The sequence below is a fragment of the Sorangium sp. So ce176 genome (genome assembly GCF_051519835.1).
Classification (GTDB): Bacteria; Myxococcota_A; Polyangia; order Polyangiales; family Polyangiaceae; genus Sorangium; species Sorangium cellulosum_G.
Map to the genome: position 1 here is coordinate 1,226,491 of NZ_CP150371.1, position 21,868 is coordinate 1,248,358.

At 70.1% G+C, this 21,868-nt stretch carries 16 protein-coding genes; 9 read left to right on the forward strand and 7 right to left on the reverse strand.

Annotation, left to right across the window (positions count from 1 at the left end):
* Together WMF42_RS04540 and WMF42_RS04545 are read left to right on the forward strand one after the other, a co-directional pair.
* The gene (locus tag WMF42_RS04540) at positions 1 to 2,427 is read left to right on the forward strand and encodes a peptidylprolyl isomerase (RefSeq protein WP_437690414.1); all 2,427 of its coding nucleotides are present in this window, start codon (positions 1 to 3) and stop codon (positions 2,425 to 2,427) included.
* Positions 2,428 to 2,595: 168 nt separating this feature from the next.
* Positions 2,596 to 3,720, forward strand: coding sequence for a glycosyltransferase family 2 protein (locus WMF42_RS04545; protein ID WP_437690416.1), 1,125 nt, complete (start codon positions 2,596 to 2,598; stop codon positions 3,718 to 3,720).
* A gap of 97 nt (positions 3,721 to 3,817) precedes the next feature.
* Here WMF42_RS04545 and WMF42_RS04550 read toward each other — a convergent pair whose 3' ends face one another.
* The 3 genes from WMF42_RS04550 to WMF42_RS04560 all read right to left on the reverse strand — a co-directional run bounded on the left by WMF42_RS04550 (position 3,818) and on the right by WMF42_RS04560 (position 8,111).
* Positions 3,818 to 4,579: a YdcF family protein gene (locus WMF42_RS04550; RefSeq protein WP_437690418.1), complete on the reverse strand. Its 762-nt coding sequence runs from the start codon at positions 4,577 to 4,579 to the stop codon at positions 3,818 to 3,820.
* Positions 4,580 to 4,751: 172 nt separating this feature from the next.
* Complete coding sequence (locus tag WMF42_RS04555) at positions 4,752 to 6,593, reverse strand: MYXO-CTERM sorting domain-containing protein (protein ID WP_437690420.1); 1,842 nt, start codon at positions 6,591 to 6,593, stop codon at positions 4,752 to 4,754.
* A gap of 87 nt (positions 6,594 to 6,680) precedes the next feature.
* Positions 6,681 to 8,111, reverse strand: coding sequence for a PQQ-dependent sugar dehydrogenase (locus tag WMF42_RS04560; RefSeq protein ID WP_437690422.1), 1,431 nt, complete (start codon positions 8,109 to 8,111; stop codon positions 6,681 to 6,683).
* Positions 8,112 to 8,220: 109 nt separating this feature from the next.
* Between WMF42_RS04560 and WMF42_RS04565 the strand changes: the two genes are divergently transcribed.
* The 3 genes from WMF42_RS04565 to WMF42_RS04575 are packed head-to-tail and all read left to right on the forward strand — an operon-like array spanning position 8,221 to position 11,273.
* Positions 8,221 to 8,979, forward strand: coding sequence for an EboA domain-containing protein (locus WMF42_RS04565; RefSeq protein ID WP_437690424.1), 759 nt, complete (start codon positions 8,221 to 8,223; stop codon positions 8,977 to 8,979).
* Positions 8,980 to 9,002: 23 nt separating this feature from the next.
* On the forward strand, positions 9,003 to 9,887 hold the full coding sequence (locus WMF42_RS04570) for a TatD family hydrolase (RefSeq protein WP_434045694.1): 885 nt from the start codon (positions 9,003 to 9,005) through the stop codon (positions 9,885 to 9,887).
* Between the two features lie 12 nt (positions 9,888 to 9,899).
* Positions 9,900 to 11,273 (forward strand): alkaline phosphatase family protein, encoded by a 1,374-nt coding sequence (locus WMF42_RS04575; protein WP_437690426.1) that lies wholly within the window; start codon positions 9,900 to 9,902, stop codon positions 11,271 to 11,273.
* A 59-nt stretch (positions 11,274 to 11,332) separates the two neighbouring features.
* Here the strand turns inward: WMF42_RS04575 and WMF42_RS04580 are convergent, their stop codons facing one another.
* The 4 genes from WMF42_RS04580 to WMF42_RS04595 form a co-directional block, all read right to left on the reverse strand.
* On the reverse strand, positions 11,333 to 11,932 hold the full coding sequence (locus tag WMF42_RS04580) for a hypothetical protein (RefSeq protein ID WP_437690428.1): 600 nt from the start codon (positions 11,930 to 11,932) through the stop codon (positions 11,333 to 11,335).
* Between the two features lie 474 nt (positions 11,933 to 12,406).
* Positions 12,407 to 13,288: a UbiA family prenyltransferase gene (locus tag WMF42_RS04585; protein WP_437690429.1), complete on the reverse strand. Its 882-nt coding sequence runs from the start codon at positions 13,286 to 13,288 to the stop codon at positions 12,407 to 12,409.
* Between the two features lie 2 nt (positions 13,289 to 13,290).
* On the reverse strand, positions 13,291 to 14,694 hold the full coding sequence (gene eboE / locus WMF42_RS04590; RefSeq protein ID WP_437690431.1) for a metabolite traffic protein EboE: 1,404 nt from the start codon (positions 14,692 to 14,694) through the stop codon (positions 13,291 to 13,293).
* Complete coding sequence (locus WMF42_RS04595; protein ID WP_061612373.1) at positions 14,691 to 15,911, reverse strand: 3-dehydroquinate synthase; 1,221 nt, start codon at positions 15,909 to 15,911, stop codon at positions 14,691 to 14,693. The genes eboE and WMF42_RS04595 overlap by 4 nt, the downstream gene beginning before the upstream one ends.
* Before the next feature lie 254 nt (positions 15,912 to 16,165).
* Here WMF42_RS04595 and WMF42_RS04600 point away from each other — a divergent pair, with 254 nt between their 5' ends.
* The 4 genes from WMF42_RS04600 to WMF42_RS04615 all read left to right on the forward strand — a co-directional run bounded on the left by WMF42_RS04600 (position 16,166) and on the right by WMF42_RS04615 (position 21,865).
* Positions 16,166 to 16,774, forward strand: a complete 609-nt coding sequence (locus WMF42_RS04600; RefSeq protein WP_061612374.1) for a polysaccharide biosynthesis/export family protein — start codon at positions 16,166 to 16,168, stop codon at positions 16,772 to 16,774.
* A gap of 2 nt (positions 16,775 to 16,776) precedes the next feature.
* Entirely contained in the window at positions 16,777 to 18,258 is a 1,482-nt protein-coding gene (locus WMF42_RS04605; RefSeq protein ID WP_233562522.1) for an oligosaccharide flippase family protein, read from the forward strand.
* 193 nt (positions 18,259 to 18,451) lie between these two features.
* A complete protein-coding gene (locus WMF42_RS04610) occupies positions 18,452 to 19,786 on the forward strand; it encodes a nucleotide sugar dehydrogenase (protein ID WP_061612376.1) in 1,335 nt (444 codons plus the stop codon).
* 384 nt (positions 19,787 to 20,170) lie between these two features.
* Positions 20,171 to 21,865: a SpoIIE family protein phosphatase gene (locus tag WMF42_RS04615; RefSeq protein WP_061612377.1), complete on the forward strand. Its 1,695-nt coding sequence runs from the start codon at positions 20,171 to 20,173 to the stop codon at positions 21,863 to 21,865.
* The last annotated feature ends 3 nt before the right edge of the window (positions 21,866 to 21,868 follow it).

Genomic DNA, 21,868 nt, shown 5'->3' on the forward strand with positions numbered 1-21,868 from the left:
ATGCCGCGAAGGCGCTCCTCCTTCTCTCTCCTCGCGCTGCTCGCGCTGTCCCAGCCCCTCGCCGCCTGCGACGGGCAGCCGGCGCCCGGCCCCGCGCCCGACGCGGGCAGCTCGGCGCCGGCTCCGGCCGCCGCCGGCGCGGCGCAGGATCGGCTCGGCGCCCTCCTCGCCGCCGAGCAGCGCCGCGCCGCCTTGGAGGTGAGCCCCGCCGACCAGCAGAGCCGCGACGTCGACGTGCGGCGCGCCGCCGCGCGCGCGCTCGCGCGCATCGGCGGCGACGCGGCGCGGCCCGGGCTCGTGCGGGCGCTCGCCGACGAGGACGACGAGGTGATCGCGTGGGGCGCGTACGGCCTCGGGTCCTCGTGCAAGGAGCACGAGGGCGAGACGGTCTCGATGCTCGTCGCGCGCGCCCTTGCCCGCGACGCCGGCCCGGGCCTGTCGGCCGCCCCGAGCGCCGTCGCGCCCGTGAACGGCGGCGCGGCGGCGGCGAGCGCCGTCGCGCCCGCGGCGTCGGCGTCCGCGCGTGGCGGCGGCGCGGCGGCGAGCGGCGCCGCCGCGGGACCTCCGCGGCTCGACGCGGGCGGCGCGATCGCGCGCGCCATCGGGCGGTGCGGCGCCGAGGCGTCCGAGCCGACGCTGGTCGCGTGGCTCGAGGGGCCGCGCCAGCGCGCGGTCCACGCGGCGTACGCGCTCGGCGATCTCGCGGCGATCAAGCTCAAGCTCCGGGAGGAGACGCTCGTCGCGCTGCTCAACCTCGCCTCGGGCAGCGCGGCCAGCCCGCCGGTGCCAGAGGCGCTCTACCCGATCGGGCGGCTCGAGCACGTCCCGCTCACGGTCATCCCCCGGATCCGCGACGTCGCCGCCGCGCGGCTCGCGGAGGCGGGCGACGCGCGGCTCTTCGCGGTGCGCGCGCTGGGCAGGGCAGGGGAGGCGGCCGTCGGCGAGCTCGCCCGCGTGCTCACCACGCGCGGCGTGTTCACCGCGAGCGAGCGCGCCGAGGCCGCGCGCGCGCTGAAGCGGCTCGGCGCGCCCGGCCAGCGCGCGCTCGCCGACGCTGTCGCCTCGCTCGTCCCGAGCGCGGACCCGATCGCGCTCACGGGCCTCGTGAGCGAGGACTTCGGCGCGCTGCTCACCGCGCTCGAGGCGCTCGGCGCGGCGGGCGCCGCGCGCAAGCCGCTCCGCGATCTCGCCGCCCTGCCGCCGCCGCCGAGCGCGCCCGCGGCGATCCTCCGCCGCGTCGCGTGGCTCCGCTGCGGCGCGGCCAGGCTCCTCGCGGGCGAGAACTTCCGCGATCCGCTGCTGCTCGGCTGCGACGTCACGGCGCCGGGCGCCCCGGGGAGCAAGCCGGACGCCGGCGCGCCTGTGCGCGGCTCGATCGGCGCGCGGGCGGTCGTCGAGGTGATCGGCCGCGGCGCCATCACGGGCGCGCGGCTCGCCGCCTTCCGCGCCTACGCCGAGTCGGGCGAGCTGCGCGCGAGGGAGGCCGCGATCGAGCTCATCGCCTCGCACGAGGAGATCGCCGGGGCGCCCGATCTGCTCGCGAAGGCGCTGGCCGCGGAGGAGCCGGGCCTCGTCGCCGCCGCGGCCGAGGTGATCGCGCGGCAGCCGCAGCGTGCGTCGGAGGCCCCGGGGCAGGGCAAGCGCAAGCGCAAGGCGGGGCGCGAGGGGAAGGACGCCCCCACCGCTGTGACGTCGCCGGCGATCGAGGCCGCGCTGATCGCGATCCTCGATCGCCCCGCCGCGCGCGACGACCCGGAGCTGATCGGCGCGGCCATCGACGCGGCGGGGGCGCTCGCGCTGAGGCCGGCCGAGGCTCGCCTGGAGGAGCTCTGCAGGTCGAGCTACCCCACGACGCGGGCGCACGCGGGGACGGCGCTCGGCGTGCTCCGCGGCCGCAAGGTCGCGTGCGACGCCGGGCTGCCGGGCGACGCGGGCGCGGCGGGGCGGCCTGCCGTCGCGCCGCCGGTCGGCGAGGTGCCGCCCGAGGCTTCCGCGCTCGTGCGCGAGCCGGCGGTGCTGACGTTCGACACGGACGCCGGCGAGCTCACGATGACGCTCGACCCTGCGCTGGCGCCGGTCGCGGTGACCCGCTTCGTCGACCTCGCGCGCCTGGGATACTACGACGGCAAGATCGTGCACCGCGTGGTGCCCGGCTTCGTCACCCAGTTCGGCGCGCCGTTCGGCGACGGCGCCGGAGGTCCTCCTGGCAGGCCGGCGCTCCGCTGCGAGACGTCGCCGGTCGCGTTCGAGCCGCTCCGCGTCGGCGTCGCCCTCGCCGGCCGCGACACCGGATCGAGCCAGCTCTTCGTCATGCACGCGCGCGCGCCGCACCTCGACGGCCAGTACGCGGCCGTCGGCGCCGCCGCCGGGCCGTGGGCGGCGCTCGTGGATGGAGACGTCATCCGGAGCGTGAAGGTGCGGAACTGATCGCGCGCGGCGCGCACGCGCCGTGTGTCGCGACACGCGTGGCGCGCCATGCGGTGACGAACGTGCGACATGCGCCGCGCGGCGCGCAGGCGAGGTGAACCGCTCGACCCCGGCGGGGGCGTCCATGTCGATTGACAACCGCCCCCGACCGGCGCTTTACAGTTTAGCGTGGTAATTGCCTCCTTTTTGGCCGTGGCGGTGCTCGTGTACACGTACGTCGGGTACCCGGTCGTTATCGGCGTGCTCGCGCGGCTGTGGCCGGCGCAGCGGAAGGAGGATCCGGGCTACCTCCCGACCGTGACGGCGTGCATCCCCGTCTACAACGCGGCGTCGTACCTCCCGGCGAAGGTCGAGAGCCTCTTCGCGCTCGACTATCCCAGGGACAAGCTGGAGGTCCTGCTCTACTCCGACGGCTCGACCGACGACACGGTGCTCGTGGCCCGGCAGCTCGCCGAGCGCGATCCGCGGGTGAAGGTGATCGTGAGCGAGGCGCGGCGCGGGAAGCCGGTCGGCGTGAACACGATGCTCGGCGTCGCGACGGGCGAGGTGCTGCTGATGACCGATATCCGCCAGCCCCTCGTGCCCGGCGCGCTGCGGGCGCTCGTGCGGCTGCTGGCCGACCCCGATGCGGGCTGCGTCTCCGGCAACCTCGTCCTGAAGGGCTCGGCGGGCTCGGGCGCTTACTGGCGTTACGAGAACTGGATCCGCCTCCAGGAGGGGCGGTTCCGGAGCATGGTGGGGGTGACCGGTCCCATCTACGCGATCCGGCGCGCCGACATGGGCCGGCTCCCGGAGGGCGTCATCCTCGATGACATGTGGGTGCCGATGCGGCTTCGCCTCGAGGGCCGCGAGATCCTCTTCGCGCAGGACGCGATCGCGTACGACGACGCCTTCGGCGACGAGCGCGAGTTCGGCCGCAAGGTGCGCACGCTCGCGGGCAACTACCAGCTCTTCTCGCTGCTCCCGGCGCTCCTCGTTCCGTTCAGGAACCCGTCCTGGCTCGAGGTCTTCTCGCACAAGGTGCTTCGCCTCGTGTGCCCCTGGGCGCTCGTCGCGCTGCTGATCACATCGACCGCCGCCTGGGTCGGCGCCGAGGCCAGCGGCGACGTCTCGTGGACGCTCTACGCGGCGCGCGCGCTGTTCGGGGGGCAGGCGGCGTTCTATCTGCTCGCCGTGCTCGGGGGTGTCGCTGGCAAGCTCGGCGCGCTCGCGCGCACCTTCGTTGTGCTCAACGCGGCGGCGGTGGTCGGCCTGTGGCGTTTCCTCCGCGGGTCGCAGAAGGTCACCTGGTAGCGCGAGGGCGCGAGAGCGCTCGACGGCGCGAGAGCGCTCGACGACACAAGGGCAGAAAATGCGCGACGTCGTGAGCGCGGCGCCGTGACCTCGCCGGTCACGGCTCCAGCAGACCGACGAGCTCGTGAACGACGCGCTGCGATCGGTAGAGGGCGAGCGACGACGGGAACAGCCCCTCGAGCCCCTCGGGCGGCAGCGACTGGAACCTGACCGGCGCGGGGAGGACGTCGAGGCCTGCGCGCTCGAACATGCGGAGCGAGCGCCGCATGTGCATCGCGCTCGTCACGACCACCGCCCTCTCGGCCGAGAGGCTGCGGGCGATCCGGGCCGCGTGGATGGCGTTCTCGCGGGTGTCGCGCGACTCGGTCTCCAGGATGATCTTCTTCCTCGGCACGCCCAGCTCGACGAGCAGGTCGGCCATGCTGCCCGCGAGCTCGGTGGGCGCGCGCTGGACGTCCCGTCCCGAGATGATCACGTGGCCGAAGCCGTGCTCGCGGTAGACGCGCACGGCGCCGAGGCTGCGCTCGAGGCCAGCCGCCGACTGCCGTTCCATGGCGGGCTCGCCGAACTCGTCGGCGTCGATCCCGGCGGTGAGGAGGATCAGGACCCGCCGCTCGGGCGGGGTCCCCGCGAGGTCTGCGCGCAGGTCCCTCGGCGGCGTGCTGATCCGACGCGCGAGCGAGCTCGAGACCCACGGCATGGAGAGCAGCCACAGCGTGAGCCATGCGCTCCACGCGAGGGCTCGGCCGGCCTTCGAGCGGCGCGCGCGGTAGCTCCAGTCGCCGCCGGAGAGCGCGAGGCCGAGCCCCGTGGCGACGAGGATGAGGAACAGGGGATCGACGAGGCGGGAGATGGGCAAGGCGAGGCTCGTCGTGGGGCGCTCGGTACGTGTCTATGCTGGCACCGGGCAGCGAGGCGAGCGAAAAACGTCGCGCGACAAGGCGGGACGGACGCGCTCAGGGCCTCGCCCGTCGTCCGGGCGAGGCTTCCTCTTCCCCTGGTGGGTTGAGTTCACCCTGGTGGGTTGATGCTCAACGGGGCTTGTGCGCTCGCCGGCGCCGGGCTGCGGCGGAGGCGAGGGCGAGCCCTGCGAGCGCTGCGGGGAGCCACCGGTCGTGGCTGTTGCCGGGCGTCCGGCAGCCGCATCCGCCGTCGTCGCGAGCGCCGTCGGCGGCGCCGCCGGTCGGGCTCCCGCCGACGCCGCCGCCACCGCTGCCGTCGCCGCCGCCGCTGCCGGTGGTGTCGGGCGGCGCTCCCAGATCGATCGGCGCGTCTTCGCTTGCGACGAGGATGGGCGGCGCCTCGCCGGTCTCCTCGTAGATGGCCATGAGCTCTTCTCCCTTGTCGTCCGTGACGTTCGCGGATCGAAGGAACTCGACGTACTCTCTGGTCATCGACTGGTAGTAGACGCGCGCCGAGAGCGTCTGGGCGCCGGAGGCGTCGGCCGGCACGGTGAGCGTGAACCTCGCCTCGTCGTGGTTGCGGTATCCGCCGTTCCCGTCGCTGAAGTCGATCTCCTGGCTCGGCTGGGTGGTCCGCGACGGGACGAAGCCCTTCGGCGGGATACGGGTGTCCGAGATGATCATGTCGTGGAGCGCGAGGTGATCCCCCTTCTCACCGACGCCTGCCTCGCTGTTCCACCGCCCGTGCACCGCCCGGTACTCGTGGGTCGCCGGCTCGCGCTGGATCTCGCCCGTATCGGCGTCGTAGCCGCCGAGCAGCGGCCGCTCGACCCCGGCCTCATCGACGAGGAACACGGCGATCCAGGCGCGCCGGCTGTCCGCGTAGCCCGTCGGGAACTTGTGACCGGTGAGGTTCTCGACGCGCACGGTGACGGTGATCTCGCCCCCGGGTTCACCCTGCTCGGGGGCCTCGACGAGCGTGACCGATGCGGCGGAGGCGAGGCTCTCGAGGGTGCGGTCCAGGGCGAGTTGAAAGGAGGTGGCGCGCTCTGCGGCGCGGATCGGGTCAGCCGCCATGACGGCCTGGATGCCCCAGTGGTTGCCGCCGACGATCAGGTGGTCGCGAGGATCGGTGCGCAGCGGCGCGTTGTCGGCGACCGTCCACTCCCCGGCCTTTCTGCGCATGTGGCAGTCGATGCAGCTCTTCTCGCTCGGCTTACCATCGCTGAAGTCGCTCGAGGCCCACTCCTCATAGGTCGTGTCAAGAGGGAATTCGATGTTCGTGTCCTCCCCGCTCGCGTCCCGCAGCATCACCTCCGGGTTCGTGACCTGGTGACACTGACCACAAAACCGGGAGTCGGCGAGCATGGGGGCCTGCTCGCCAACGTGAGACCTGGAGGCGATGTTCTCGTAAGGACCGTACATGACGGGTGTGTTGATGAACCCAGCGGCCTCCGGTGAGTAATCGAAGACGAGCTGAGCATTCCCGAGGAAGTACGGCTCGGCGTTATCGGGGCCATTGGTTGGCAGCGCCCGGTGGCAGACGTTGCAGCTGACGCCTTGGCCGTCGACGATCACGCCGTCGACGGCGGCGTTGGGGTCGAATCCAGAGCCATCCGGAGGTGTGGCCCTCCCATTCAAGAAGCCGATGGGTGAGTGGCAGCGCAGACAGAAGGTGCCGATCCCCGCGGCGTCCTGGTTCGCGATCGTCAGGGCCGCCTTGAAGACAGGGTCCCGCCAAGCATTGGCCATCATGGTGCCTGCCCATGTATCCGTGGGCATGTAATCCCGAGTGTCCTCGGATTCTGCTAGATGGCAGCCGTCGCAGCGCTCGGCGGTGCCGAGGTTGTTCGGTTGTGGCATGTCGTTTGGCGTGGTGCCCTTGAGGTCATCGATCCCGGCCGCTGCCTCGTGGCTTAGCAGCCCGATCGCGAGCGCCCACCCCGCCGCCTGTTTCAATGTTTTCCGCATGGCTCAAGTCCAGACTTGTCAAGCTGCGCTTCAGCAGTATCACCAGCGACGATCCATCGCGCGCGCCCCCGATGGACGCGGTGCAATCTATTCCGGATCGATCCGGAAGACGCTCCCTCCATAGGAGACGACGTACAGCTCGCCGGCTGCGTCCTCGGCGAAAGAAGCCAGACCTTGGATGGTGCTCTCGGAAGCGAGGTCCTGGCTGAGCGAGCTGCTGGGCTCGATGAGGCCGTCCTTCCAGGTGAGCATCCAGATCCTGTCGGTGGCGTAATCACCGAACAGGTATTTGCCGCGAAGCGCGGGGATCCTGCTGCCACGGTAGACGTAGCCGCCGGTCACTGAACCGTCGCCGCGGTTGTGATCATAAGAGTGGACGGGCGCCGTGATCGTCGGCGACGTGCACCCCGGCGGCTCGTCTGCCTTGAGGCAGGTGCTCCCTTCGGTGACGCTCCATCCGTAGTTCTTGTTGCCCTGGCCGCGCGGCTCGATGTTGATCTCCTCGAAGAGTCGTCCGCCGACGTCGCCGATGTACAGATCACCCCTGCAGCGATCGAAGGTGAAGCGCCACGGGTTGCGCAAGCCGTAATCCCATACGTCCGGATCTCCACCGGTGAGATTGCCGTCCGGGGGCGTCGGATACTTGTCGACGTCGATGCGCAGGATCTTGGCGTATTTCACGTTGATGTTCTGGCCGTTGTTGTTCGGGTCCGGATCGCTGCTGCTGCCGCCTCCGTCACCGACGCCGATGTAGAGCATGCCGTCGGGGCCGAAGGCGAGCATCCCGCCGTTGTGATTGCCCACCAGCACCGGTATCGAGAAGAACTCGCGTTGCGACTGCGGGTCCGCTTGATCCGGGTTGCTCGTCGAGCGCCTGTACTCCCGGAGGACCAGCGTGCGTGACCTCGTGTTGAAATAGACGAAGAACCTGCCGTTGTCCGCGTAGTCCGGATGAAACGCGAGCCCGAGGAGCCCTCGCTCGTCGTCGTTACCGGGCGTCTGATAGACATCCGCGGCGATATCGAGGAACGGAGCGCTCTGCACCGCGCCTCCGCTGACCAGGCGGATCTTTCCGCGCTGCTCCAACACATAGAGTCGGCTGGCGTCTGCCGGCTCGCTCGTCGCGAACAGAGGAAGCTCAAATCCGCTCGCTACTTCCGTGAGCTTGAGCGGCGGCACGGTCCCGCCCGGCTCGTCGCAGTCGATAGTTCCATGCCCGCCTGCGCCGGTTCCGGTCCCGGGGCCGGCTCCCGAGCCGTCCGTTCCGCTGGTGGACGTACCGGCTCCGCTGCCCGTCGCGGGGGTGCCCGTGCTCGTGGCGGTAGCGCCGCCGGTCCCCGTTCCACTGGTCGTCGTTCCACCGGGACCGGATCCCCCGCCCGCGCCGCCTGCGCCGCCTGCGCCGCCCGCCCCTGCTCCGGAGTCGCTGCCCCCGCAGCCATTCAGTGTGACGCCCAGCCCGAGAAGGGCGGCTGCGATCGGCATGTAAGACAAAAGGAAACGCTTCTGGTCCATCATGCCGTAGGAGGCTATCCGAACAGCGCGCTCCTTGGTATAAATTTCCACCGCTCGGCGCCACGTCCTCACGTCGTGCCAGAAGCATCCGGAACCGGCGAGCACGACTACAATGAAAGACCCTTCCCTACTGTTGCTCGAGATCCTGTCGCACCGGATTCCGCCAGCGGCCGCCTCCTGGCTGGAGCGCGTCGAGGCGGTGGCCGGGACAGGTGTGCGTCAAGGGGCAGAGCGCGTCGCGTCGATGAGCGAGGTGTCTGCCTGGTTCGATCGCGACCACTTCCAGGCGACGTTCACCGCGGCGGCGCGCGCGCTCGGCAAGGCGCCGCTCGGCCTTCAATCGGACGAGCGAGAGGCGCTGAACGCTGCCGGCGTCTCTGCGGCGGTCGACCGCTGGCGCCTTGATGAGCTTGGCCGGGCAACGATGATCGCGCTGGTGTCGAGGAGCCTCCCCCCCTCGGAGCTCGATCCGCTGCTCGGGACCTGTTATCAGCAGGGCGACAGTCGCGAGCGTCAGGCGATCCTGAGGGCCTTACCGTTCGTGAGCGGAGCGGAGCGCTTCGTCCCCCTTGCGGTGGATGCGTGCCGTACGAACGAGCTGCCCGTCTTCGAGGCGATCGCCTGCGAGAATCCTTACCCGGCAGCCTGCTTTCCGGACCTCAACTTCAACCAGATGGTCCTCAAGGCCATGTTCATGGGCGTGGCGCTCGCCCGGATCGTCGGGCTGGAGCAGCGGCGATCGGGCGAGCTCGCCAGGATGGCGGAGGATTACGCGAGCGAGCGGAGGGCGGCTGGCCGGAGCGTTCCGGCCGACATCGGCCTGCTCTCGCTGGAGCAAGAGCACGAGCGCGCGACGCGGATCCCCGAGTGAAGCCGCGCGCGCTGGAGGAACCAGTGAAGCTATTCGATCCTCATATCCACATGACATCGCGAACGACGGACGACTACCAGGCGATGGCCGCCGCCGGCATCGTCGCCGTCCTCGAGCCCGCGTTCTGGCTCGGCCAGCCAAGGACGCACGTCGGCACGTTCGAGGACTACTTCGCGTCCCTGCTCGGCTGGGAGCGCTTCCGGGCCAGCCAGTTCGGCATCCGCCATCTCTGCACGATGGGGCTCAACCCGAAGGAGGCCAACAACCCCCGTGTGGCGCAGGGCGTCATCGATCTCTTGCCGCGCTACCTCGACAAGGAGGGGGTGGTCGCGGTAGGCGAGATCGGGTTCGACGACATGACGGCCGAGGAGGAGAAATACCTGGTCTTGCAAGTCGAGCTCGCGAGAGAGCACGATCTCCCCGTCCTCGTGCACACGCCGCACCGCGACAAGAAGCGCGGCACCGAGCGGACGCTCGCCCTGCTGCGGGAGCTTCGTTTTCCGGAAGAGCGCGCGCTCATCGACCACAACAACGAAGAGACGCTGCCGCTCGTGCTCGCGACCGGCTGCTGGGCTGGTCACTCCATCTATCCGAACACGAAGATGGACGAGGACCGGATGGTCGCGCTGGTCAAGAAATACGGCGCGGAGCGGATCCTGATCAACAGCGCGGCGGACTGGGGCGTGAGCGATCCGCTGAAGGTGCCGAAGACGGCGGCGCGGATGCGCGAGAACGGGATCGCGGAGGAGGTGATCGAGCGGATCGTGTGGAAGAACCCGCTCGCCTTCTTTGCCCAGAGCGGTCGCCTCGATCTGACCGAGTTCGGCGAGGCGCCTGCCGTGGATCAACGCGCGCTGTTCGAGGGCAATTCGGTCTTGCGGGGACAGACCCCCGTCGTGCAGAGCTGAACGAGCAGACCCATGCACCGCACCGTCGTCCTCAACGTCGTTGGCCTCACCGGCGAGCTCCTCGGCGACGCCACGCCGAACCTTCAGCGGCTCGCTCGCGAAGGCGCCATGCGTCCCTTGCAGACCGTGCTGCCAGCGGTCACGTGCACGGTCCAGTCGACGTTCACGACAGGTCTCCTCCCGAGCGGTCACGGCTGCGTCGCGAACGGCTGGTACTTTCGCGACATCGCCGAGGTGAACCTGTGGCGCCAGGCGAACCAGCTCGTGGCGGGGGAGAAGATCTGGGACGCCGCGCGCCGGCGCGACCCGACGTTCACCTGTGCCAAGCTGTTCTGGTGGTACAACATGTACAGCTCGGCAGACTACGCGGTGACGCCGAGGCCGATCTACTGGGCGGACGGGCTCAAGCTGCCGGACATCTACACGGAGCCGGCGTCGCTGCGCGATGAGCTCGTATTCCGGCTGGGTGAGTTCCCTCTGTTCAACTTCTGGGGGCCGAACGCGGATATCCGGTCGACGGCGTGGATCGCGCGGTGCGCGCGCCACGTGTACGACACGCGACGGCCGACGTTGACGTTGGTTTACCTCCCGCACCTCGACTACAACCTGCAACGGCTGGGGCCGGATCACCCCGCGATCAAGGATGACCTCCGCGCCGTGGACGCCGTCTGCGGCGAGCTCATCGAGCATGTGCAGAAGGATGGGGCGCGCGTCATCGTCCTGTCCGAGTACGGCATCACGCGCGTGTCCGGGGCAGTGCACATCAACCGAACGCTCCGAGAGCAGGGGCTGCTGCGCGTCCGCGTTGAACGTGGGCTCGAGAAGCTTGATGCCGGCGCCTCCGAGGCATTTGCCGTGGCAGACCACCAGGTGGCGCATGTCTACGTGCGTCGTCCGGAGAGGATCCAGGAGGTGAAGGCGCTCCTCGAAGGGCTGCCCGGGGTGGACTTCGTCCTCGATGCGGACGGCAAGCGCTCTGCCGGGCTGGATCATGCGCGGTCGGGCGAGCTCGTCGCGGCCTCACGAGAGGATCGATGGTTCAGCTACTATTACTGGCTTGATGATGAGAAAGCCCCGGAGTTTGCCAGGACCGTCGATATTCACCGCAAGCCAGGGTACGATCCTGTCGAGCTCTTTGCTGATCCCGAGCTACGCTTCCTGCCGGCCAGCGTGGGCTGGAGGCTCATCAAGAAGAAGCTCGGTCTACGCTATCTGATGGACGTGGTCCCACTCGATACTGCGCTGGTGAATGGATCTCACGGGCGCTTGAACGAGCGTCTGGAACGAGGGCCGCTGGCCATTTCCAGTTGTGGTTCGCTGCTGCCGGATGAGCGTGTTCTTGCCGTTGATGTCAGCAAGATCGTGCTGGATCATCTCTTTGGCTGATGCTCGTGCCCACGACTTCGTGCAGCAGTCCCACGTGGTCGGCATGATGTGACGTTGTGCTAGATTCCGAGCTTCGCGAGGAACAGAGCGTCAGCCTCTGCCTCCGACGTGCCCGTATCGAAGTCAATCCCGCTAGAAAATGAGCCCGTGACGACGATCTCGTTGCTCGGGTCTGTCTCGACAGCGATGCCGAACGAAATTCCGTGGGCGCCGTAGGATTTTGCCCAGAGCGTGTTCCCTGACGCATCGAGCTTGAGCACCCATGGTGACGGAAGCTCGTGATGTTCCAGGATCTCGTTGTCCACCCTCAGCTCATCCGCGAACTCGCCGATGAGTACAAGGTTGTTGGAGCTGTCAGCGCTGATGCCGCCTATCGCATTGTGGCCGGTTCCTTCGAAGTCGCGGCTCCATCTGTGGTCTCCCGACGTGTCGCTGACGCCAGTCACGATGACGTTGCCGGAGGCGTCCACGCTCACGGATGTCGCTTCCTGAGCCGCTGCGTCTCCGAACTTGTGACTCCAGAGATGATTTCCGGATCTGTCAAAGGCGGCGACGAACGCGTCCGCTTCGCCGGCGCTCTCGAGTGGCTCAGCGCCGAGCTGTATGGCCTCGAAGAAACGGCCTGCTACGATGATATTCCCTTCTTTGTCGGTCGCCACGGAGTGTGCGACTGCTTCCTTGCCGAAGGACTATGCCCACAAGGTGCAGTCGAATCCGTCGCAATTTTCATCCTCGTCGAGCGCGCAGCTCTCCTGGTCAGGCAATTTTTCGTTCGTGCACGCGCCCCACGCGCTTCCATCGCCATTGCAGGTCCGTAGGCCAGATCTGCATGATCCGACGTCTGCCGTGTCCTGCGGGCCGCTATAGCATCGCTCCATCGTCCTGGGAGTACATGCGCTCGCGCTGTCATTCCCGCCTGGGCCCTGAGCCTCCGACCCGGAAGCATCTTCGAACTCGTCAAGGCCGAGGACGAGCGCGCATCCGGACCCTGCGAAGATGAGCGCAAGGAGGCCAGCCTGAAAGCTTCGAGCGCGATGTGACATGATGGTTCTTGCCTCCAGCGGATCGAGATGTCGTATCCCGGTCTTGATCAAGGACAAGGCTGGCTGAGCTGCCGATCCCGATGCCCGTCCTCACGTCCCCCTGACCACCCGCTGCATCGCCAGCGTCAGCGGAAACCCCAGCATCGCCAGCGCCGCCGCGCAGCCGGCCCCCGGCGCGCCCGTCCTCGCGATGAGCACCGCGTCGAGCAGCGAGATCCCCGCGATGAGCGTCACCACGGCGCGCGGGATCCGGTCCTTCCGCGTCCCCCGGAGCAGCCTGACCGCGTGGATCACGCAGCCGACGAGCGCCCCGTAGGCGACGATCCCCATCATTCCCGTGAGCGGCGTCCCCATCGCGTAGAGAAACGGCACCGCCATGAAGCCGAGCGCCCACAGGCTGCGGACCGCCAGCAGGTTCTCCTGCTTCGCGATCGCCGTCAGGCCGATCAGGTAAAACAGCAGCGCCATCCCCCCGCCGAACAGCGCGATCCCGAGCTGCCCCCCGGCCGCGAGCGCCGCCGTCACATAGACAAGCACGCGGCACAGCCCCATGAGCGCCGGGCTCAGCGGATTGCCCTTGTGCCAGGCGTCGTACAGCACGATCGCCCCCGCGAGCAGCGCGCTCGCCACGGCCGGCGCCGCGCCCCGGCTCTCCGCGTACCCATGGCCGCCGACGAGCAGCACCCCCGCGCCGAGCAAGCCGTACCCCACCGCGAACACCTCGCGGGCGCTCACGAGGCCGGACGGGATCGGCCGCTCCGGGCGCTCGCGCGCGTCGATCTCCCGATCGAAGGCGTCGTTCAGGAACATCCCACCCACGTACATCAGCGACACCGCCAGCCCCACGAGCGCCACCTCGCGCGCGCGCAGGACGGCCCCCGACAGGGCCATGCCGCAAAGCACGTTCGTCCAGACCGTGGGCAGGTTCGAGACGCGGCCGAGCCGCAGATACACCCGCGCGCGTGACGTCATCGTCATGCTCCTTCTCCGCCAGCCGCACCGACGCCAGCGCCGGCGCCATCGCCCGATCCTCCGCGCACCATCCGCTCCTCCACCCAGCGGAGCTCCCTCGAGACCGCCTCGACCACGCCTCCGCGCCGCTGGTCCTCCGGAAGGACATCCCACGTGTAGGTCTCGACCTCGAGGTGCTGCGTCGCTGGCCGCTCGCTCAGGTGCGACAGCAGCGCCGCCAGCTCCGGCTGCGTCGTCCCGAGCGCTCCCTCGATCCCCCGGAAGATCGGCACATGGAAGTGGACGCGCCACTCCTCCGGCCGCTCCTCCGGCGGCGCCGCCCGCGCGCCCTCGAGCGCAGCCAGCGCCTCGGGCAGATCCAGGTAGCGAACGAGCTCGCCCCCGCCGCCGCCCGCGCCGCCGCGCCGCTCGACCACCTGGTGCAGGTACACGACGTCCTCCGCGTAGGCGCGCAGCCTCGCCATCGTCGCCGGATCGCGCTCCGCCACGCGCGCGCGCAGCCCGGCGCTGAGCTGCACCTTGTGCACGCCGATGCCCGCCGCGCGGAGCGCCGCGAGCGACGCGGGCGCGTCCTCGAACTCGACCGCCATGTGGCAGGCGTCGAAGCAGAGGCCGAGGTGCGCCCGCAGCGCCTCCTCCGCGTCCGGCAGGCTCATCCCTGTCAGCGCCGAGAGCTCCCGCGCGCGCTCCCGCGCGAACACGTGCCCGGTGAAGAAGGCGATCGCCTCGGGCGTCGTCTCGAGGAAACAGCACGGCTCCGGCTCGAGCGCGAGCGCGATCCGCTTGCCCGTGCGGCGGTGAACGTCGACGAGGTGCACGGCGTGCCTCACCAGCCGTCGCGCCATCGCCTCCGCGTCGTCGGGCGCGCGCACCCGCGGCCTGAAGGCGCCGGGCACGGTGCTGACGCTGCCCATCAGGCCCTCCTCGGCCGGCAGCAGCGCGGCGAGGAGCGTCGCCAGGAGATCGCTGTAGGCGAGGCGCTCCTCGTCGAGCCAGTCGGGCAGGTACACGCGCTCCTTCACCGGCGCGCCATGGAACCGGCCATAGGGGAAGCCGTTCAGCGTGAACACGTAGAGGCCGTTCCGCGCGAGGAAATCGCGGAACGCCTCGAGCTCCGCCGGCGCGGCGAGCTCCGCGGCCGCCCTCGCCGAGAGCCGCAGCCCCACGCCGCACCGCGGGCGCTCGACGCCGCCGACGCCCGCGCCCTCTCCGTCCCGCGGCGCGCCCTCTCCATCCCGCGGCGCGCCCTCTCCGTCCCGCGGCGCGCCCTGCCGGCCGCCGGCCGCGCGCGACCAGATCGCGAGCAGGTGCGTCTCCAGGCCCTGCTTCACCTCCGCCCACGTCTCGCCCGGGTGGATGTTGGTGCAGTACGTGAGGTGCGGCGCCCCCGCGCACGCGAGCCTCATGACCGCGCCGCTCCCGCCGCGCCGGCCGCCGCGGGCGCCCCCCGCCTCCCGGCGCGCTCGCGCAGCCGCGCGATCGCCGCGACGATGTGCCGCTCCTCCATCGCGTGCACCTCCCGCGCGCGCCCGACGTCCTCGAGCAGCGTCACCGTGAGCTCGCCCCCGAGGTGCTCGCGGAACTCGTCCAGCCCGTCGAGCACGCACAGCCGCTCGCCCCGCTCACCGCCCCCGCGCGTGAGCGCGAGCGCGTCGTCCCACAGCGCGAAGCCGAGCGCCTCGAGCGTCGAGAGCACCGCGGCCGCCGTCGCCTCGCTGCAGAGCCCGGCCAGCTCGGCGTAGACGGTGTCGATCGCGATCCCGATCGCGACCGCCTCCCCGTGACGCAGCCGGTGCCTCGTGAGCGACTCCAGCTTGTGCGCAGCCCAGTGCCCGAAATCGAGCGGCCGCGCGCTCCCGAGCTCGAACGGGTCGCCCGCTGTCGCGATGTGCTGGAGGTGGATCTCCGCCGACCGGCGCACCAGCGTCGCGAGCGGCGCGAGCGACCCCGACGCGAGCGCGGGCGCATGCTCGGTCAGCCACGAGAACAGCCGCGCGTCCCGGATGAGCGCGACCTTCACCGCCTCCGCCATCCCGGCCACCTTGTCGCGCAAGGAAAGCGTCTCCAGGAAGCGCGGATCGATGAGCACCGCGAACGGCGGCGCGAACGTGCCGAGCAGGTTCTTCTTCCCGAACGCGTTGACGCCGTTCTTCACGCCGACCCCCGAGTCGGCCTGGGCGAGCACCGTCGTCGGGATCCGCACGACCCGCACGCCCCGGTGCACCGTCGCCGCCGCGTAGCCGGCCATGTCGAGCACCGCTCCGCCCCCGACGATCATCACGAACGACTGCCGATCCATCCCGAGCGCGTCGAGCCGCGCCTGCAGCGCCGCCGTCGCCGCGCCGTCGTTCTTCGACGCCTCTCCACCAGGGACGACGATCGGCTCGGCCACGAGCGAGAGCCGCTCCGCGTGCGCGCCGACGTACAGCGCGATGTCCTCCGCGATCGACGGCCAGGCCGCGGCCACGCCGCCGTCGATCACCGGCAGCACCCGGTGCCGCCGGCGCGGCTCCCTCGCGGCGATCGCGGACGCGAGATCGGCGTTGCTCGGCGAGAAGACGCCCTCCGTGAAGTAGACAGGGTACTCGAAGGGGACCGCGATCCGTTGGACATGAAGCAGCATCAAAGCCGAGCTTCCAGAGCGACCCTCGGGCCGTCAAGCCGGTTCCTCGCGAGGATCCTGCGCCTTGTCGCAGGATGAAAACTTCCCCTTGGCGGCGGACGGCCTTCCTGCAATGCTGGCGCCGCTCGGTGAGGACCGCGCAACCGCGCAGCCGTACTGCCGAGATCGCCGCGATCGAAACCCCGTACTGCCTGACTTCCTCCTCGATGCAGACGCCCATGGAAGGCACAGCCCGTCCCACGAAACGGTCGTTCATGAGAGGAACGCTTGTGGCGGCGGCAGGGCTCGCGCTCGCCGCGCTCTCCGCCGGGTGCTCGCCCACGTACATCTACAATCCGGCGAACTACGCGAAGGAATACGACCCGCGTAAGCACGAGTACGTGATCGGGGTCGGCGACCAGATCCGGATCAACGTCTGGCGCATGGCCGACCTGTCGAGCGACGCGCTCGTCCGGGCCGACGGCGTCATCACGATGCCGCTCATCGGCGACGTCTTCGTCTCCGGCAAGACCCCGAGCGAGGTGCGCGAGGAGCTGAAGAAGCGGCTCTCGGAGTTCGTGAAGGACGAGACCGCCGTGATCACCGTCGCGGTGACCGGGATCAACAGCTACCGGTTCGTCGTCAGCGGCAACGTCGCGCGCGCCGGCATTTACGCCTCCAACTACTTCGTCTCCATCTCCGAGGCGCTCGCGCTCGCCGGCGGCCCCAACCAGTTCGCCTCGACGGATCAGATCCTGCTCATCCGCATGGATAGCCCCGGCAAGTTCCGGCACATCCCCGTCAACTACGACGATATCGCCTCGCGGAAGCGGCCTGAGCAGGACCTCGTGCTCAAGGCGGGCGATACCATCTTCGTGCCCTGATCGTGGCCGGCTCCTCCGCGCTCGCCCGCAAGGCCGTCCTTGGCGCGGTCTGGACGATCGCGACGGGGCTCGGCTCGCGCGTGCTCGGCCTGATAGGCACCCTCGTGCTCACCCGGTTCATCGCGCCGGATGTGTACGGCGAGGTCTCGGCCGCCTCCGTCGTCATCATGACGGCGCATTTTCTTTCGAGCCTCGGGATCGGGCAGTACATCGCGTCGCGGCCGAACCTCGACCGCCAGATGCTCTTCAACGCGACGGTCTATTTCCACGCGGCGGGGCTCGTCGCCATCGGCCTCATCTACCTCCTCCGGGAGCCAATCGCGGTGCACCTCGTCGGCGCGCCGGGGATGCTCGAGTTCATGCCCGGGCTGATCCTCGCGATGCTCATCGACCGGCTCTGGTACATCCCCGACCGCCTGCTCATCCGCGAGATGCGGTTCCGCAGCGTCAGCCTCCGCAACGCAGCCGGCGAGCTCACCTACACCGCGGCGTCGGTCGTCCTCGCGATGCGTGGCTGGGGCGGCAATGCCATCGTTGTCGCCACGCTCCTGCGCGCGTTCGTGCGCGTTGTCACCACGGTCCCGGCCGTGAAGCTCGCGGAATGGCTCACGCCGAGCCCCCTCTCGCGCGAGAAGGCGCGCGAGCTGTTCGCCTTCGGCATCCCGCTGAACTTCGGATCGCTGGCGAACTTCGGGGCGTCCAAGTGGGACAACCTCGTCATGATCCGCCTCTTCGGGGAGCACGTCGGCGGCCTCTACAACCTCGCGTGGAACCTCGCCGACATCCCGGCCTCCCAGGTCGGCGAGCGCATCGGCGACGTGCTCGTCCCGTCGTTCGCGAAGCTCGAGCCGGAGCAGCGCAAGACCGCGCTCGTCCGCGCGCTCACGCTGCTCTCGCTCATCATCTTCCCGCTCGCGGTCGGCCTCGGCGCGGTCGCCCCGACGATCCTCAACGACACCTTCTTCAACGAGGCCTGGGAGCCGGCCGGCTCGCTCCTCGCCGTGCTGTCGGCGCTCGGCATCACCCGCCCGATCGGCTGGGTCATGTCCTCCTACATGCAGGTCTACGGCCGCACGCGGACGATCATGATCCTCGAGTGGCTCAAGGTCGGCGCGATCATCGGCGGCATCGCGCTGCTCGGATCGATCGGCGGCGTGCTCTGGGCCTGCGCCGGGGTCGGCGTGGCGTTCGGGGTGCACGCTCTGGCGAGCCTCTGGGTCGTCCAGCGCGCCGACGGCGTCCCCTACATGCGCCTGCTGCGCCCGCTGATCCGCCCGCTGATCGCGTGCCTGCCCATGGTCGCGGCCGTGCTCGCCGTGCGCTACGGCGTGCGGGAGCTCGGGCCCTTGCCGCGCGGGTTCCGCCTGGGCGCCGAGGTTGTCGCGGGCGGGTCGGTCTTCGTCGCGTCCGCGCTGCTGATCGCGCGGCAGGCGTCGCGCGACTTCCTCCAGCTCGCCCGGGAAGCGGTGCGCCGCCGCCGCTGAGGTGTTTCCCGATGCTGAGGTGTTTCCCGACGCCGCCGGTCCACCTCCACCAGCAGGACCGCTTCCCGGCGCCGGGGATCCGCTTCGACACTCGAGCGAATTTTGGGGGCCTGTGGTAGCGTCGGGCCCCTCTCTTCGAACATGGGTCGGGATCCGCGTGGCGGTTCCCCTCCACCACTGGAGATAAAAGGAAATGGCAGAGACGCATCCCGCTGCGGTCGAGAGCCTCCTGGCGAAGATCACCGCACGCGAAGCCCAGGTGGGCATCATCGGCATGGGTTATGTCGGCCTGCCGCTGGCGCTCACGTTCATCGAGAAAGGCTTCCGCGTGCTGGGCTTCGACGTTGACCCCGAGAAGGTCACCGCGCTCGCCGAGGGGAAGAGCTACATCAAGCACCTCGATCCTGCGCGCGTGGCGGCGGCAGCCAAGACGGGTCGACTCGAGGCGACGGCGGACTTCTCGCGGCTCAACGAGCCCGACGCCATCCTCATCTGCGTCCCCACCCCGCTCACGGCCCAGCGGGAGCCCGACATGAGCTACGTCGTCGGCTCCTCGCAGAAGATCAAGGAGCGGCTGCGCAAGGGGCAGCTCGTCGTGCTCGAGTCCACCACGTACCCCGGCACGACCGACGAGCTCGTGAAGGGCATCCTGGAGCAGTCGGGCCTGCGCATGGGCGAGGACTTCTACCTCGCGTTCTCGCCCGAGCGCGAGGACCCGGGCAACCGGGATCACAGCACAGCGACGATCCCGAAGGTCGTCGGCGGCGTCGACCGCGCCTCGCTGGTCCTGGCGCAGGCGCTCTATTCGCAGGCGATCGCGCGCACCGTGGCGGTGTCCTCCGCCCGCGCGGCCGAGGCGGCGAAGCTGACCGAGAACATCTTCCGGGCGATCAACATCGCCCTCGTGAACGAGCTCAAGGTCGTCTACGACTCCATGGGCATCGACGTCTGGGAGGTGCTCGACGCCGCCTCGACCAAGCCGTTCGGCTTCATGCGGTTCAACCCGGGCCCGGGCTGGGGCGGTCACTGCATCCCGCTCGACCCGTTCTACCTCGCCTGGAAGGCGCGCGAGTACGGCGTCTCGACGAAGTTCATCGAGCTCGCCGGCGAGGTGAACGTCGAGATGCCGCACTACGTCGTCAACAAGCTCCAGCTCGCGCTCAACGATCGCGGCAAGGCGCTGAAGGGCACGAAGGTCCTGCTCCTCGGCGTCGCCTACAAGAAGGACATCGACGATCCGCGCGAGAGCCCTGCGTTCGAGATCATCGAGCTCCTCCGCCGCCTCGGCGCCGTGCTCAGCTTCCACGACCCGCACGTGCCCAAGCTGCCGCGCATGCGCACCTGGCCGCACCTGCCGGAGCTCTCGTCGTTGCCGCTCAACGAGGACACCCTCAAGAGCCACGACGCGGTCTTGCTCGTCACCGATCACTCCGTTGTCGACTACGACTTGGTGCTCAAGCACGCCGCCCTGATCGTCGACACCCGCGGCGTCTACCGCGCGGAGAACCAGAAGGTCATCAAGGCCTGACGGAGGGGGCCCGCGCGGCGCCTCTGCCCACCTGCACGGCGCGCTCCCGGCCGCCGCGCGCGCAAAGGTGGCGCGGCGCGGCGCGGCGTGGGCGGCGCGCCGCGGCGGGGCGGTCCTTGCGACAGCGGGTCCCTCCGTCGCGCGCCCGCCTGCTCGCCCGCAGCACCGCGATGTATCGCGCAACACCCGCGTTGTGGGCGGTGCTCGGCGGGGCTGCTCGCGGCGCGCCTGCTCGCGGCGCGCCCTTGGTTACAGGTCACGGATGAGGGCTCTTTCCGCGGTCGCGAAATTGCCAGCATCCCCTTGATGTCAGGGCGCCGGTTCGGTACCCATCGAAGACGGTCCATGTCCACGCCGCCGCCCATGGTCGGGCCAGGTCGAACGATGTCGCCTGCAGATGAGAGCCTGGGCTCTGCGCCATCGAGCTCGGATTGGAAGGGCCACCTGGAGATCCGCCTCGGCGATCTCCCGGGGACGCGGCGGCCGCTGACCGAGTCCCATATCGTCATCGGCAGGGCGCCGGGCGTTCAGCTCACGCTCGACCACTACACGGTCTCCCGGCGCCACGCGGAGCTCTTCTGCGATCCGTTCGGCAGGTGGTGGATCCGCGACCTCGGCAGCACCAACGGCACGCTCGTCAACGACGAGCGGATCAACGAGAAGGTGCTGAAGCCGGGCGATCGCATCGGGATCGGCGACTACGTCCTCGAGTTCCAGCTCACGGCGCGGGCCCCCCGCGTGCCGCTCGAGCCGGGCGGCCTCCATTTCGAGGAGGACAAACCGACAGCGATCCGCAAGCTCGGGGAGCTCGACCCGCCGCGCATCGCCGCGAAGCACCTGTTCACCTTGATGGACCTGTCGCGGCGGCTCCTCAGCATCGAGGACGCCACGGACCGGTTCGACGCGCTCTGCCAGCTGATGGTCCGCGAGGACTTCCACGGCAGCATGGCGCTCGCCCTGCGGCTCCGGCAGAACGGCGCGCTCACGATCCTGTCCGGGCCGCATCGCCCGTTCCAGTCGCTCCGGCGCGAGGACTCGGTCGCGCCGCCGTACATCTCGCGCCGCGTGCTCGCGGCGGTGCAGGACACGCGCGAGCCGGTGCTCGCCGGCAACCTGGTGAGCGACAGCGCCACGGTCGAGCTCACGATGTCGCGCGACGTCATGGCGCTCTGGGTCGTCGCGTGCCCGCTGCGGGTCGAGGAGCAGCTGATGAACCTGCTCTACGTGACCTTGCCGCCCGACTTCGGCAGCGTCGAGTGGCTCGGGCTCATCGCGCTCGCGGCCGAGGTCTACCAGCAGGCCGAGTCGGCCTGGGAGGCGCGGCGCCACGCGCAGGCGCACGCGGCGATCGAGCGCGAGCTCGAGATGGCGCACCAGATCCAGCGGACCTTCGTGCCGAAGCGGCTGGAGTTCAAGGCGCTGGACGTGGCGCTCGGCTTCGAGCCGTGCCGGTGGGTCGGCGGCGACTACGTGGACATCGTCCCGATGCCCGACGGCCGCCTCCTGCTTGCTGTCGCCGACGTCTGCGGCAAGGGGCTCCAGGCCGCGCTCATCGGGTCGAGCGTGCACACGATGGTGAGGGCGACTGTCGACGCCGGCCGCGGGATCACGGGCATGATGGACCGGCTGAACGCCTACCTCTGCGAGTACCTGCCGGAGCAGTCGTTCGTGACGATGGTGGCCGTCGCGCTCGACCCGGCGACGGGCCGCATGGAGTGCGTCAACGCGGGGCACCCGCCGGCGCTCGTCGCGACAGCGGAGGGCGGCCTGCGGCACCTCCAGGCGGCCGTCAACCCGGCGCTCGGGATCGGCCTCGTGCCGATGGAGGCGCACCAGAGCGTGCTCGCGCCCGGCGAAGTGCTCGCGATGTACACCGACGGGCTCACCGAGCTGCGCAACTCGTCCAAGCAGATGCTCGGCCTGCACGCGCTCGGCACCGGCTTCGCCAAGCTGTGCGCCGCCAGCGCTGGCCGCCCGGTCGCGTCGATCGCCGACAAGCTCACGCAGATGCTCGAGGAGTTCCGCGGCGATCAGCTCCCCGAGGACGACAGGGCCTTCCTCCTCGCGCGCCGCACCTGAGCG

Excerpts from the sequence above, each read along its gene's own strand:
- WMF42_RS04540 (WP_437690414.1), top strand. The coding sequence starts at position 1 with ATGCCGCGAAGGCGCTCCTCCTTCTCTCTCCTCGCGCTGCTCGCGCTG.
- WMF42_RS04555 (WP_437690420.1), bottom strand. The coding sequence starts at position 6,593 with ATGCGGAAAACATTGAAACAGGCGGCGGGGTGGGCGCTCGCGATCGGG.
- WMF42_RS04560 (WP_437690422.1), bottom strand. The coding sequence starts at position 8,111 with ATGATGGACCAGAAGCGTTTCCTTTTGTCTTACATGCCGATCGCAGCC.
- WMF42_RS04565 (WP_437690424.1), top strand. The coding sequence starts at position 8,221 with ATGAAAGACCCTTCCCTACTGTTGCTCGAGATCCTGTCGCACCGGATT.
- WMF42_RS04575 (WP_437690426.1), top strand. The coding sequence starts at position 9,900 with ATGCACCGCACCGTCGTCCTCAACGTCGTTGGCCTCACCGGCGAGCTC.
- WMF42_RS04585 (WP_437690429.1), bottom strand. The coding sequence starts at position 13,288 with ATGACGTCACGCGCGCGGGTGTATCTGCGGCTCGGCCGCGTCTCGAAC.
- eboE (WP_437690431.1), bottom strand. The coding sequence starts at position 14,694 with ATGAGGCTCGCGTGCGCGGGGGCGCCGCACCTCACGTACTGCACCAAC.
- WMF42_RS04595 (WP_061612373.1), bottom strand. The coding sequence starts at position 15,911 with ATGCTGCTTCATGTCCAACGGATCGCGGTCCCCTTCGAGTACCCTGTC.
- WMF42_RS04600 (WP_061612374.1), top strand. The coding sequence starts at position 16,166 with ATGAGAGGAACGCTTGTGGCGGCGGCAGGGCTCGCGCTCGCCGCGCTC.
- WMF42_RS04610 (WP_061612376.1), top strand. The coding sequence starts at position 18,452 with ATGGCAGAGACGCATCCCGCTGCGGTCGAGAGCCTCCTGGCGAAGATC.
- WMF42_RS04615 (WP_061612377.1), top strand. The coding sequence starts at position 20,171 with ATGTCGCCTGCAGATGAGAGCCTGGGCTCTGCGCCATCGAGCTCGGAT.